Annotated in this window: 10 protein-coding genes; 5 read left to right on the top strand and 5 right to left on the bottom strand. The window is 52.7% G+C overall.

The genetic code is table 11. The annotated features are described in order from the left end of the window. Positions 1-564: 564 nt before the first annotated feature. Together FJ147_01545 and FJ147_01540 are read right to left on the bottom strand one after the other, a co-directional pair. The gene (locus FJ147_01545) at positions 565-903 is read right to left on the bottom strand and encodes a P-II family nitrogen regulator (protein ID MBM4254562.1); all 339 of its coding nucleotides are present in this window, start codon (positions 901-903) and stop codon (positions 565-567) included. Between the two features lie 78 nt (positions 904-981). Then, positions 982-2,289: a porin gene (locus tag FJ147_01540; GenBank protein MBM4254561.1), complete on the bottom strand. Its 1,308-nt coding sequence runs from the start codon at positions 2,287-2,289 to the stop codon at positions 982-984. 304 nt (positions 2,290-2,593) lie between these two features. Between FJ147_01540 and FJ147_01535 the strand changes: the two genes are divergently transcribed. From FJ147_01535 to FJ147_01525, 3 genes are all read left to right on the top strand, one after another. Continuing rightward, the gene (locus FJ147_01535; GenBank protein MBM4254560.1) at positions 2,594-3,208 is read left to right on the top strand and encodes a hypothetical protein; all 615 of its coding nucleotides are present in this window, start codon (positions 2,594-2,596) and stop codon (positions 3,206-3,208) included. Between the two features lie 189 nt (positions 3,209-3,397). Beyond that, on the top strand, positions 3,398-6,559 hold the full coding sequence (glnE, locus tag FJ147_01530; GenBank protein MBM4254559.1) for a bifunctional [glutamate--ammonia ligase]-adenylyl-L-tyrosine phosphorylase/[glutamate--ammonia-ligase] adenylyltransferase: 3,162 nt from the start codon (positions 3,398-3,400) through the stop codon (positions 6,557-6,559). Further along, the gene (locus FJ147_01525) at positions 6,556-7,980 is read left to right on the top strand and encodes a S1 RNA-binding domain-containing protein (protein ID MBM4254558.1); all 1,425 of its coding nucleotides are present in this window, start codon (positions 6,556-6,558) and stop codon (positions 7,978-7,980) included. The genes glnE and FJ147_01525 overlap by 4 nt, the downstream gene beginning before the upstream one ends. 151 nt (positions 7,981-8,131) lie before the next feature. On the opposite strand, the gene FJ147_01520 is transcribed toward FJ147_01525, so the two are convergent. From FJ147_01520 to FJ147_01510, 3 genes are all read right to left on the bottom strand, one after another. After that, positions 8,132-8,800 carry a ribulose-phosphate 3-epimerase gene (locus FJ147_01520; GenBank protein ID MBM4254557.1) on the bottom strand — a complete coding sequence of 223 codons (669 nt, stop codon included), beginning with the start codon at positions 8,798-8,800 and terminating at the stop codon, positions 8,132-8,134. Positions 8,801-9,192: 392 nt separating this feature from the next. Then, complete coding sequence (locus FJ147_01515; GenBank protein MBM4254556.1) at positions 9,193-9,582, bottom strand: ACP S-malonyltransferase; 390 nt, start codon at positions 9,580-9,582, stop codon at positions 9,193-9,195. Then, on the bottom strand, positions 9,582-9,950 hold the full coding sequence (locus tag FJ147_01510) for a DUF433 domain-containing protein (protein MBM4254555.1): 369 nt from the start codon (positions 9,948-9,950) through the stop codon (positions 9,582-9,584). Before FJ147_01510 ends, FJ147_01515 begins: the two co-directional genes overlap by 1 nt. A gap of 216 nt (positions 9,951-10,166) precedes the next feature. On the opposite strand from FJ147_01510, the gene FJ147_01505 reads away from it, so the two are divergent. Both FJ147_01505 and FJ147_01500 read left to right on the top strand, forming a co-directional pair. Next, on the top strand, positions 10,167-11,705 hold the full coding sequence (locus FJ147_01505; GenBank protein ID MBM4254554.1) for a SagB/ThcOx family dehydrogenase: 1,539 nt from the start codon (positions 10,167-10,169) through the stop codon (positions 11,703-11,705). A gap of 239 nt (positions 11,706-11,944) precedes the next feature. After that, positions 11,945-12,976, top strand: a complete 1,032-nt coding sequence (locus FJ147_01500; protein ID MBM4254553.1) for a hypothetical protein — start codon at positions 11,945-11,947, stop codon at positions 12,974-12,976. The last annotated feature ends 12 nt before the right edge of the window (positions 12,977-12,988 follow it).

The following is a 12,988-nucleotide window of genomic DNA, read 5'->3' as shown; positions in this document are numbered from 1 at the left end:
CTTCCTTTGATGATGAGACGTATGCGCTGATGCTCGTGTCCTGTGTCATCGCAAAGTCCGCGCCAAGGTTCGGACTGCACGTTGCCTCAGCAGTACGGCAGGGTGCAATGAGAGTGCCCGCAGATTAATTTTGTCGCTTTGCGAGAAGATGGTGGAAAAGAATCTGCAATAAAATCGGCGTCCTTGTATCATTGGTGAGCTGCTCACAGCCATGACTCGATGAGCTTGCACCTCCGAGATGTGACACTAATGAGTGAATAGAAAGTGAGCAGCAGGGGACGGGCATGGCTGTAGATGCTCAGGAAATAGTCAGTGTCTGCTCACAGTCTAGGCAGGAGACAAGGACCGATTACGAGTTCAGAGTTTCTCTGAAAGACGATGGCTGATTGGTGTAGTCGGGCTGAACGAAGCAAAGCAGCTGTGCGTCTGATAGGGAAGAACAAGAAGAAGGTCTTTGGGGAATGAAGGGAAAGGAACACCGGGTGGGGTCTGAAGAAAGCAGAGACAGGGAACCGTCCGCGTATTGGAGATTCCCCGTCTCGTCGTGTATGCGACCGTCAAGCACTAAATCGCTTGCTCACCGCGCTCGCCAGTGCGAATACGAATAGCATCGTCAACAGGAGAAATGAAGATCTTACCGTCGCCGATACGGCCAGTGCGAGCGGCGGCGACAATCGCGTCAGTAACGGCTGCGGCTTTTTCGTCTTCCAGTAAAATCTCGATCTTGACCTTGGGCAAAAAGTCCACCACATACTCGGCGCCACGATATAACTCCGTGTGTCCTTTCTGGCGACCGAAGCCTTTAACCTCTGAGACGCTCATGCCCTGGATGCCGAGTTTGGTGAGCGACTCTTTCACTTCGTCGAGTTTGAACGGTTTAATGATCGCTTCGATCTTTTTCATACTGACTTCTCCTGCTCAGTGGTGTGGGGTTCACGCCCCACACCTTGTTATGGTGGTTGTCGTGCGCAGTCCCGCCTTCTAGTAGAACAGGTAGGCAAGCTCAGCGGCGACCGTGTCCTGGCCTCCTAAGAACCGCGTAATGGACTCGGTTCCGCGGCGGAAAATTCGTTGTGAGAACACTTTCTTGCTGGACTCGTCATGGCGATATTCTAACCGCGCCTGCAGACGCTCTGTGAGTTTCCATTTCAGCGTCGTGGTGGTTCCCCACAAATCTTGGACAGTGCCGGTGCGAACTCCGTCTTCATCAGAGAACCATTCCAGACGTTGTGAAATCGAGAAGGGTGCCCAATCTGGGTGGAAGAGCGCGCCGCCCACGCTGATATAGCCAGCAACACCTTGCCATACCGCACTACCGCCGCCGAGACCAATCTTCCCTTCGGTTCCACGGTCATAGTTCGCCGCTAGCGTGATGTGATCGTGCATATTGTAGGTGAGAACGGTATCGAAGACGCCGCGCTTTGAGCCACCGCGGTTTGGTTGCTCTGCGCCGTACGTGCCGTTGAACGTCCAGGTGAAGGCGTCAGAGGGCTTCAAGGTGAGCCCACCGAGGAACGACTTGCTCTTGTTGGAATCGATGACGTTATCCCACCCATTCACGACACCAGCGGTGAGGCTGACTGCATTATGGAACGGATACGAAAAGAGCGCGCCGGTATGGGTAAACGGAATAGCGTAGCCAAACAGGAACGAGCGCGAAATGTTGAAGTTATTGGGTGACTCGATGACTTCCTGGCCAAGCAGGGTGACGAATTTTCCGGCTTTCATGCCGAGACCTTTGCCGATCCCCGCAGTGTAGGTCATGTAGGCTTCTTGTACTTCGAAGTTGTCGGTGCCGTTGGTGAACGACCCATCCCCTCGCCAATCGGAGGCGATACCTCTGGCAGTACGGCCATAATTGAGCAGTACCTTAAATCCGATCCCACCTTCTTCCTCTTTCGCAACAGAGAGTTGGGCGAGGTCGAAGGTAAAGTTGTTCGCTTTGGTGTCGAAAATACGGAGATCGTTGTTCCGTGAATCGGGATTGTTGAAGTTGTAGTTATACGAACCGTAGATCATCCCACCAAACTTGAGACCACCGAGAAGTCCAAGCCCATCTTCCAATTTTTTTACCCGATCCTCAAAGGTTCCTGGCGCTACGGTAGTAGTGGTGGTTGTGGATGGTGTTCCTTTCAGTTGTTTCACTTCACTTTCGAGCTGTTTAATCCGCTCTTGCATTGCACGGATAGTATCTTTGAAAGATTCAGCCTCTCCTTCACCTCCACCCCAAGCCGGGCTTCCCAAGGCTATCGTCAAACTGACACTCAGAACGGCAATAAATCGCTTCATGCATAACCCCCCTCAGAAAAAATTTTCCACTTGCCCATTTTAAAGAATTCACAACCTGCAAAGCAAAGAGCAAGACACATACCAGGAGGGAGAGAAAAAAAACTGTAGACGAATCAGTGAGTTAGTTTTTAGCTGGGACGTTCCTGCCTAGAAGAACGGCAGCGGGTGGAAAGGTCTGCCTAAAGTGTGACCACGGGGTGGTTCGCTCCGTTGACACTCCGCATCCAATTTCGTAGTTTCTGCCGTATTCTTCCTGAGGTGGGAGTCCCCTGTATCTACATTTTTATTACGAGAGGAGCGTCTTATGGCGACTGCGGATTTTGAAATGAAACAGCTCTTAAAGGCCTATCGCAAAGGACTGATTTCCGACGAGCTGTTTGAGCAGCAGATGGCAGAGGTCAAGAACGGGAACGGCAACGGCCAGTGCTATATGTACAACGGTAAGGCGCATGCGACTGAACGTGAAATGATCATGCACCTTTTAGATGAAGCGCGATGCGCGGAGAACTTTGCGGCAGAATACTTCAATCGTTGGATTGAAGTCAGTGACCAGGACTGCGTAAAGGGTGGCATTCGTATGGTCCAACAACGCGAGAACTTTCACGCCCAGATCTTAGAAGCGCGGCTGCGTGAATTAGGCGGCATTCCTCAGTGCACAGTGCCCCAAGAGCGGCGCGAGAAAGAATTGCCGTTCTATGCCTCGCGTGAGAAAACGGACGTAGAGAAGTTACAGTCGATTGCCAATCGCCTGACTGATCCGGCGGCGGCCCTGCGGCCTATTACTGAGGTCATTGCCCAGATCAAAGACGATCAACAAAGCAAGGAGCTGCTCAAGTCGTTTGTTGATGATGAAATGTCCAGCATCAAATGGCTTGTCGAAGCGTGCCAGGCGATGAGCGCGACCCAGTCACAGGCATAGCGCTGAGGCGAGAGGATGCGAGTTGTTTCACACAGAAAAGCCGTGCTTCGATAAGCTCGGCACGAACGAATAATCCTCAACTAGTACCGAGCCCCTTCCGTTCGCCCTGAGCTTGTCGAAGGATGAACGGAAGGCTTTTCAACAGCTGCTCCTCTCATTGCTAGCCTCCAATCTCATAGTCTCACCTCTATGACGCTTTCACCCACCGTTCTCCGACCCCTGCTTTCATATCGTTCTCTGCTCGAACCTCACTGGGAGTGTGTTCTGACCGCGGTTGCAGCGGCTCCTGATCCGTCTCTTGCGGCGGTAAACGTCAGCCGTTTGCTTGAACATGGTATCGGGAGAGCTGAGGTCATTGGTTCACCAGAACGCTGTCGTGACCTACTCTTTCTTCTTGGCGCGAGTGAATATCTGACCGGAGTGCTCCTCCATCAAGAGGATACCTGGGAAGAGGCCTTCCTGGCGGATTATGGGTCCGGCGGCAAGTCGGTAACGAACCACCTTGCTACTTTGCGTACTCAAGTGCCTGTGGACCTTGCGAATGACGATTTTCTTCGTGAGCTACGCATCTATCGTAACCGTGAGTATTTGCGGATCGGAACACGCGATCTTTTAGGTTTCGCTACGCTCGAAGATACGGTTCAAGACCTGAGCCATCTCGCCGAAGCTGCCGTCCAGGTTGCCTATGAGTATGTGCGGAGTTGCCTCCGGGCAGAGTATGGCGAAGCGGTGATTGAAGAGCAGGGGCACCAGCGACCACTTGGGTTTGTGGTCTTTGGGATGGGGAAGTTTGGTGGTGAAGAACTCAACTTTAGCTCTGATATTGATCTCATTTATTTGTATGAACGAGATGGTGGGACAACCACTGGCGGCAGTAAAGGAAAAACTGAGCCTCGGACATTTTTCATTCAACTCGCGCAACGGCTGACACGGACCCTGGGAGACTTGGTGGCCGGAGGGCGAGTGTTTCGTGTTGACTTGCGCTTACGCCCCGATGGCATGAATGGTCCGGTGGTGAACTCTTTACCGAACACGCTGCAGTATTATGAGTCCTATGGGCAGACATGGGAACGCGTTGCCTTGTTAAAAGCGCGTCCGGTGGCTGGAGACAAAGTGCTGGGTGAACAATTTCTCCACGATGTGTCACCTTTTGTGTTTCGTCGATACCTTGATTTCTCTACCATTGAAGATATCAAAGAAATGAAGGCCCGGGTGGAGCGCGGGCTCCGCAACGAGCACGGCGCACTCAACGTGAAACTTGGACGTGGGGGCATTCGTGAGGTTGAGTTCGTTGCGCAGACGCTGCAGTTGATTCATGCGGGGAAAGATCCGCACGTGCGACACCGCAGTACCCTTTCTGCTCTTGATCGCTTAGTCGAAGGAAAGTACCTCGCGGCCGCTGATCGTGATGTCTTGCAAGAGGCGTACTGTTTTTTCCGTCACGTCGAACACAAGTTGCAAGTCGTCCAGGATCGTCAAACGCATACGCTGCCGAGTGACGAAGATGGGATTCGTGCCTTAGCCCGACGGCTCACCTTTGCGGAAAGTCAAAAAGCAAAAGAGCTGTCCAGAGTCCAGGGGCTAGAGTCCAGGGGCCAAAAACAGCCCGAGGCTGAGCCACTAGCGCTCTCTTTAAAACTGCGGAACTTTGACTCTGGACGTTCTTCGACTCTAGACGCTGAACGGCCCGACGAAGTCGCCCACTTCCGCACGGTATTAGATGCCCACACCGACGCTGTCCATCACATCTTTCACTCATTGTTTCATGCCCCGGAAAAAGAGCAGGAAACGCTCGATCCTGGAATTCCTTCACTCCTGCAAGAGTTACATCAAGAAGAGCGAGCCCTGTGGCATCTACAACAACTCGGCTTCCGTAATCTATCGGAAAGCTACGAACATCTGAAGCTTCTCCATGATGGCCCGTCGCATGCCCCGGCCTCGCCGAAACGACGTAAGCTGCTCTATGCACTTGCACCCAAACTGTTCCAGGAAGTCTCTCGCGCACCCGATCCGGATCGTGCACTTGCTGCGATGGCACATTTGGTGGCCTCCATTGGTGCGCGCTCGAGTTTCCTCTCGCTGTTACGTGAGAATGAAGCGACGTTACGAACGTTGATTGGGTTATTTGGGACCAGTGAGTATCTCACGCAGATTTTTCTTCGTCACCCGGAGTTACTCGATAATCTCGTACGAGCGGACCTGGTTCGCGTACAAAAGACGCAAGATGAAATGTTCCATGAGCTAGAGGCTCGCTTAGAAGAGGTCGATGACTACGAAGATCAACTCGACATTCTGCGACGATACCGGACGGAGGAATTCTTACGCATCGGCATTCATGATAGTAATGGCCTCGTCGATTTTACCGTAGCGAGTGCACAACTCTCCGCATTGGCAGAGACGTGTTTGTCGGGAGCGCTGACGATTGCGCAGACGGCCTTGTCACGACAGCTCAAGATGTCGGCATTGCCTGGTCGCCTCGCTATTATTGGCATGGGCAAACTTGGTGCTGGGGAGCTGAACTACAATTCTGATCTCGATTTGATCTTTCTCTATGATCCAACCGGAGAAGAACAGACGAATCAGCTCAGTGCCCAGGAATGTTTTACGCGGCTGGCGCAGCGATTGATTTCCGTGCTGCAAGTGCAAACGCGAGAAGGGTACGTGTACAAAATCGACACACGCTTACGCCCGTCAGGACGCTCCGGTTCGCTCGTGTCTTCACTCGCTGCGTTTACACGGTACCATGAGACCAGTTCTGAACTCTGGGAGCGTCAAGCGCTGATCAAAGCAAAAGTGGTTGCTGGTGATGCAACGTTGCGGCCTCAGATTGAAAGTACCCTTGAACACTTCGTGTACAGTAAAGGCACTGATAGTGCGGGAGTCGCGGAGATCGACCGTCTTCGTGGGCGGATGGAACAGGAACTCGCGCAAGAAGGTCAGGGTCGGTTCAACATCAAGACCGGGCGCGGCGGAATCGTTGATATCGAGTTCCTTGTACAAATGCTGCAATTGCGCTATGGCCCACAGTATCCAACGGTACGACAGCGGGCGACGTTGCCAGCGCTTGAAGAACTACACGCCTGTGGGGTACTCCCTGCTGAGGATTTTCAGTTGCTTACGCAGGGGTATCGGTTTTTGCGAACACTGGAAAACCGCCTCCGCATTGAACGGGATCAACCGGTCGAGGCATTGGAGAGCAGTGGTGAACAGCTCTTTTCTGTGGCTCGGCGGTTAGGATATGAAGGTGAGGACGCACCGACCCAATTGCTCGCGGAGTATCAGCGCCAACGCGAGGTGGTGCGCGCCTGTTATACCCGTTGGTTTACGCAAGAGAAAGGGAGAGAACAATGAGTGAAGAGCAGGGAGTGGCAAACCAGGAAGATTTTGCCACGTTATTTGCCCGTGAAAAGACTGGGCCAACCTTAGAGACCGGACAAGTTGTGAAGGGCCGTGTCCTACAGATTGGTGCTGATAGCGTGTTCGTCGATGTACAGGGGAAAGGGGAAGCCCTGATCAACCGTGCCGAGTTAGAGAACGATGACGGCACGCTACAGGTTGTTATCGGCGATGAGATTGAAGCAACCGTGCTCTCAACTGATGGCGAGATTCGACTATCGCGCAAATTACTCAAAGGCGCGCAAGCGCGGGTGATGTTGGAGGCTGCAGTAGAGAGTGGCCTCCCGGTTGAGGGGCGCGTGGCTGGTGTCATCAAAGGTGGCTATGAGGTCACGGTTGCCGGGCTGCGGGCGTTCTGCCCATTTTCGCAAATCGATACGCGACGGGTGGCGTCGTCAGATGCATTTCTCGGGCAAGTGCTTGAATTTCGCGTGACGCGTTATGGAGAGAACGGACGGAACATCGTACTGTCACGTCGCCAATTACTAGAGGAGCAAGCCGCTAAAGAAGCGGAGGAAACTCGCAAGCGGCTTGTTGCTGATGCCGTCGTGCAAGGAAAGGTGACGTCGCTGGCGGACTTTGGTGCGTTTGTCGACCTCGGCGGCATTCAGGGACTTGTTCCGATATCGGAACTGTCGCACTCACGGGTGGGCAAACCTGCTGATCGCTTGAGTGTTGGGCAGGAGGTGACGGTCAAGATTCTCAAGGTCGATGAGCAGAAGAAAAAAATCACTCTGAGTTTGAAAGCGCTTGAAGGAGACCCGTGGGCGAACGTGGCAGGTCAACTGCGTGAGCGACAAATTGTCACAGGCCGTATTGTCCGCGGTACGGATTTTGGTTTGTTCGTCGAGTTGTTACCTGGCGTAGATGGGTTGCTACACATGAGTGAAATTCCTCGTAGTCAACAGGGCCAACTCAAAGAGTCCGCCGCTGGTGGCGCCGAGATTGCGGTGATGGTGCTTGGGGTTGACCCAGGGAAGAAACGGATTTCGCTTGCCCTGGCACCAGAAGGAGCGACGGCAGGCGAAGAGGTGAAAGGGGCAGAAGTTGGTGCGATCATCACTGGCACGGTCGAGCGAGTCGAACCGTTTGGCGTGTTCGTACGTCTTGGGCCTGGGCAAACAGGTTTGATTCCTAATGCTGAAATGGGCACCCAACGTGGGACCGACCATCGCAAAGATTTCGGCCCAGGGACAGAAATCAAAGTCGTCGTTGTTGGTATCGAGGAAGGCGGCAAACGTATTCGCCTCTCGCGCTCGAAGGTGATGGCGCAGGAAGAACAGGCTGAAACCCAAGCCTACATCAAGGGAGCGCAGAAGGGCGGTGGGTTTGGACTCACTCTTGGTGATTTGCTGAAACAGAAGAAGAGAAGTTAAGAGAGGTTATAGAACATTCGTGCACTCTATGTTGCGTCTCCGTGCATGTGTCATTCTGAGCGCAGCGAAGAATCTCTCTGAGAGCCCCTTCGTTTCACTCAGGGTGACAGATTCAATATACCAAGCTCTTGTGATTGAATTTAGGAACAGCCTATTGCCTATTCAGACTGTCTCGTAGCCTCCGCACGCCTTCTCCCGCACCCCCCGGAGCGCGAAATACCGCGGAACCGGCAACGAGCAGCATCGCACCAGCAGTGACCACACGTGGCGCTGTTTTCACGTCGATCCCACCATCAATCTCAATTGATGCCTGAGATCCACATTCGTCAAGCATCCGTCGCAGTCGTTTGACTTTATCGATGCTTGATTCGATGAAGCTCTGCCCACCAAAGCCAGGGTTGACGCTCATGATGAGAACTTGATCCACCACAGGGAGAATTTCTTCCAATGTGGAGAGTGGAGTACCGGGATTGAGTACGACCCCTGCCTTCTTACCGAGCTGCTTGATCTGCTCGATCGTGCGATGCAGATGCGGACAGGTTTCCTGATGGACGAGAATGATGTCCGCACCGGCGTGAGCAAAGTCTGCGAGATATCGTTCAGGTTCAACGATCATTAAATGGACATCAAGCGGGAGCGTGGTACTCTTGCGTGCGGCCTCAACAACCAGTGGACCAATTGTGATATTGGGAACAAAACGTCCGTCCATCACATCGACATGAATCGCGTCGGCTCCGGCGTGTGTGACTTCTTCGATCTGTTGACCTAAGCAGCGAAAGTCTGCGGAGAGAATGGAAGGAAGGATGTGTACTGTGGGCATAGATCAAACTCGTATGAGGACATTTCTATAGAAAGAATTCGATATGTGGCATAATGTACACGAGCAGGGGCAGCTTTCCTATTTCCCCCATGGAGAGCAAGAAATTCATTCCCTCTCCCTCGAAGGGAGAGGGCCTTTCAAGGGTAGGTTTTTCGTATACTCCGCAATTCTCGCGGGTTTGCCGCTCGCATGCGTGTCGGCATTTGTCATGCCCGCGCAGGCGGGCATCCAGGGGCTACAAGCCGCACCCTGTGCTGATTCCTCCTGGATTCCCGCCTGCGTGGGAATGACGTATCGTCTCTTCTCAGCGTAAAAACCTACCTCTGAAAGAGGGAGAGGGCTAGGGTGAGGGTGAGGGTGAGCAGATTGGGGATTACGAATATCTAACGACTTCAAATGAACAAGCGTCCGACTCCGAAGTATCGTTCAGGATACAGAAGAACCTCAAGCAATCGGGTTGCACAGGCTTCACGATAACTCTGGTTCATCATCTGGTCGCTACGACTAATTGTGAGCACCGGAAGAGAAGTTGCGAGGTTCTCTTCACGGATCGTTTGTTCAAGGGAGTCGTCCCCTTCCATATTTCGATTGTCGGTAAGCAAATACATCTGGTTTGCTTGGGCAAAACGCCATATAACTCGATCCGTACTGTCATAAGGAAGATTCATCTCGACAAGGCGAACAAACCGCAGCGGTAGCAGTTCCAACCAGCCTGCTGCGGCTAAGGTTCCCGACAGCAATACCGCATGCCCTTCAACGTTAAGATCTACCAATAACGTGATCACGACTGTTCAATTTGAGTTTTCCACGCCTGCAGCTTCGCACGGAGAGCTTCTTGTTCTGGTGATCCAGGGACGATAGGGCGAAGCGCCAACTGTTCACGGGTGCGAGCTTCCCAATAGCAGCGATGAGCCTCTGCTTGTTGCAGAACCTCTTGATACTCCTGCTCGACCTCATCGTGGTGCTCCTCTAGATAAGCGAGCACTCCCTTTATTTGCTCATCACTAAGACCAAACCAATCCTGAATAAGTTTTGTCGGCCAACCGGCATGGAAATAATCGAGCAAAGCATAGACGGTGATACGCGTACCAGCGATCGAAAGCCCACGGCTGGTGCGGACTACTATGGATTGCCCATTGAATTCGGGCATTGAGTATCCTTTCTTTGGATCAATATTGTGTAACAGTGTACTACAAAGACGAAGAAGACAAGAGCAGTGTACGGTTACATTATACGAGACAATACCGTACTGCCCCATGTGTCAACCGCGGGAGCATAGATGAGCATGGCATTTCCCCGTCGCCGATATCGTGGACTACCATCCCCCACTTTTGTGGAATGAGATGAAAAATATGGAGCGTGACGTATGAACCCAAATCATGAACTCGCCGCCACGTGGACCTACCACAACAGCACCAAACACTCTCTCGAAAGTATTCGCCGCAATCGTCACTTTCTCGACTGGGACAACAAGCCGCTACCGTTCAAGATCTATTCTTCACTTGATCCTCTGCAGTTGCCAATCAACGTTCCACCGCTAGAGACACCAACGCTCTCAGCCATTCGTGGGACAACGAAAAGCGAAAGCGAACAGATTCCTGACCTCGCTACACTGACATCTCTCCTGTACCTCTCAGCAGGGATTACCAAACGCCGCACTTATCCTGGTGGTGAAGTCTACTTTCGTGCCGCTGCTAACACCGGCGCGCTGTACCATATCGATGTGTACGTTGTGTGCGGCGAGCTTCCTGACCTCGCAGCTGGTGTCTATCACTTCGGGCCGCATGACTTTTCCTTGCGCTGTTTGCGTCAGGGGGATTATCGTAGGGTTCTGGTGCAGGCCGGTGGAGACGAACAACATGTGAACCAGGCTCCGGCGACACTTATTTGTATCAGTACCTACTGGCGTAACGCGTGGAAATATCAAGCGCGGACCTATCGTCACTGTTTTTGGGATGCGGGCACTTTGCTCGCAAACTTCCTTGCTGCTGCGGCCGCACTGAAGACCCATACACAAGTTGTTACAGGCTTCGTCGATGCCGCCGTCAATCAGTTGCTCGATCTCGATACCGATCGTGAAGTTGCTCTGGCGCTGTTGCCGATTGGCTATGCTGTTTCAGCGCATGCTGGTGCAGTTGCCTCAGTTTCTCCGCTTAACCTGGCGACTGTGCCGTTGTCAGATCATGAAGTTGATTATCCTGCGATTCGGGCAATGCACGCTGCTTCTTCATTGCAGACCGATGAAGAGGTCCGTACGTGGCGGGACGGAGTACTTCAGCTCTCGGAATCGTCACCAACTGGGAAACTGTTCCCACTCACGCCGCTGGGTGATGCTGAGCTACCAGCTGCTCCACTCGAACAGGTCATTCGTCACCGCGGCTCGACTCGCAGGTTTGCACGCGAGCCGATCTCGTTTGCGCAACTGTCAACGTTGCTTGTGCGTTCGACACAAGGAATCCAAGCCGATTTCTTAACTCCGTTCGGGACGACTCTAACAGAGATCTATCTGCTTGTGAATGCAGTTGAGGGTATCCCTTCGGGAGCGTATGTCTTCCATCGTAGTCAGCACGTATTGGGGTTGTTGCGTGAAGGGAGCTTTCGTAAAGAAGCGGGCTATCTTGGCCTCGGCCAGGAACTGCCCGCTGACGCGAGTGTGAACATCTACTGTTTAGCGAATTTACCATCGATTCTCGAACGCTTCGGCAATCGCGGCTATCGTGCGGCACAGCTTGAAGGAGCGATCATTGGTGGCAAGTGTTATTTGGCAGCCTATGCCCAACAGCTCGGTGCAACTGGACTCACATTCTTTGATGACGATGTGACGGAGTTTTTCTCTCCGCATGCGACAGGAAAAAGCGTGATGTTTCTCACGGCAATTGGAAAGCCAGCAAAACAACAGCGATGAGCCGTAATGAATGTTGACCTTCTGACAACTCAGTCAGACCTGAGGACATTCGTACACTGTACGCTACAGACGCCGAGCCGCGTCATTCTGAGCGCAGTGAAGAATCTCTCTACAAGACTCTTCGTTTCACTTAGGGTGACAGTGCGAGTGTATCAATCTTTCACGGGTTGACGTTGATGGTGACACTTGACAGGGAACATTCGGGACCATAGTTTAGACGTCGTCGTCAATAACGCTTACTGGTGTGGAGATCGACCGTCTTGAATATTCTCCGTTCTTTGTGGCGTGATCGGCTTCAGCGCGATACGTTCCTCCTGCTTTGCGCACAAGTTTTCTATAAGCTGACCGGCGTTTTCATTATTATGCTGTTGTCCCGATCCTTATCACCGACTGAGATTGGCGTTTTCTTCTTCGCGACTTCATTTGCAGAATCTTGCTTGACGCTGACGGGGGTTCATATTGGGCCGCTGTTGATGCGGCGGGTAGCCGCTGATCCTGCCTCTGCTGCTATCCACTTCGGGGCGGTTTTAGGGCTTCGCTTGGTGAGCGGAGTTGTGTTTCTGGCGGTGGTAACCGGTGCGGCATTCTTTTTTGCGTACGAGGTGTGGCAGGCTGTGGTGATCGCGGCGCTCTTTACGTTGTGTGAAGCGCTCTATTGCTCGTTTGGTACGCTCTTCGTGGCGCTCAAGAAAACACTCTATAATGTGAGTATCGGCGTGTGGGTACAAGCCGTATTTCTTCTCGCGTTTCTCTTGGCTGTGCGGAAGATGCCATCGCTGCAAACCGTTTTGAACGTGAATCTGTTGCGGAACGGGATGCTGGTCGTTGCTGCTTGCGTTGTGGCTCACTTCTGGTTATTTCCTTTACGCGTGAGGTGGGATCGGGCCTTGATCGCTGAAGGATGGCCATTTGCGGTCGTGCATGTGCTTGTCGCCATACGCAATCGGAGCGATACACTACTGCTTGGTTTTCTGACTGACTACTTGCATGTTGGGCATTATCAACTCGCTTATCAATTTGTATTCTCGTCACTTTTTGTTCCAGTTGTGATTACGTCGGTCTTTTTCCCCCACATTGCCGCGGAGGGGATCAGTCCGCAAACGCGCCAGTTGCTTCTTTCACGGATAGGGACACTCGTGTTGATAGGGTGCTGGGCTGGCCTGATGAACGAAGAGGAAACACGAGAGGCAGGAAGGAGGAAAGAGCGACACCCGATTTGTTCCGCGGGAGCAAGCAAAGAAGGTCTTGTGAGCGAGCAGCGATGGAGCTAAGAGCGACATAGG

The organism is Deltaproteobacteria bacterium, from assembly GCA_016874775.1.
Lineage (GTDB): Bacteria > Desulfobacterota > Binatia > Bin18 > Bin18 > VGTJ01.
Note: the sequence above shows the minus strand (reverse complement) of the source record. Positions and strands in the feature narration are given on the sequence as shown.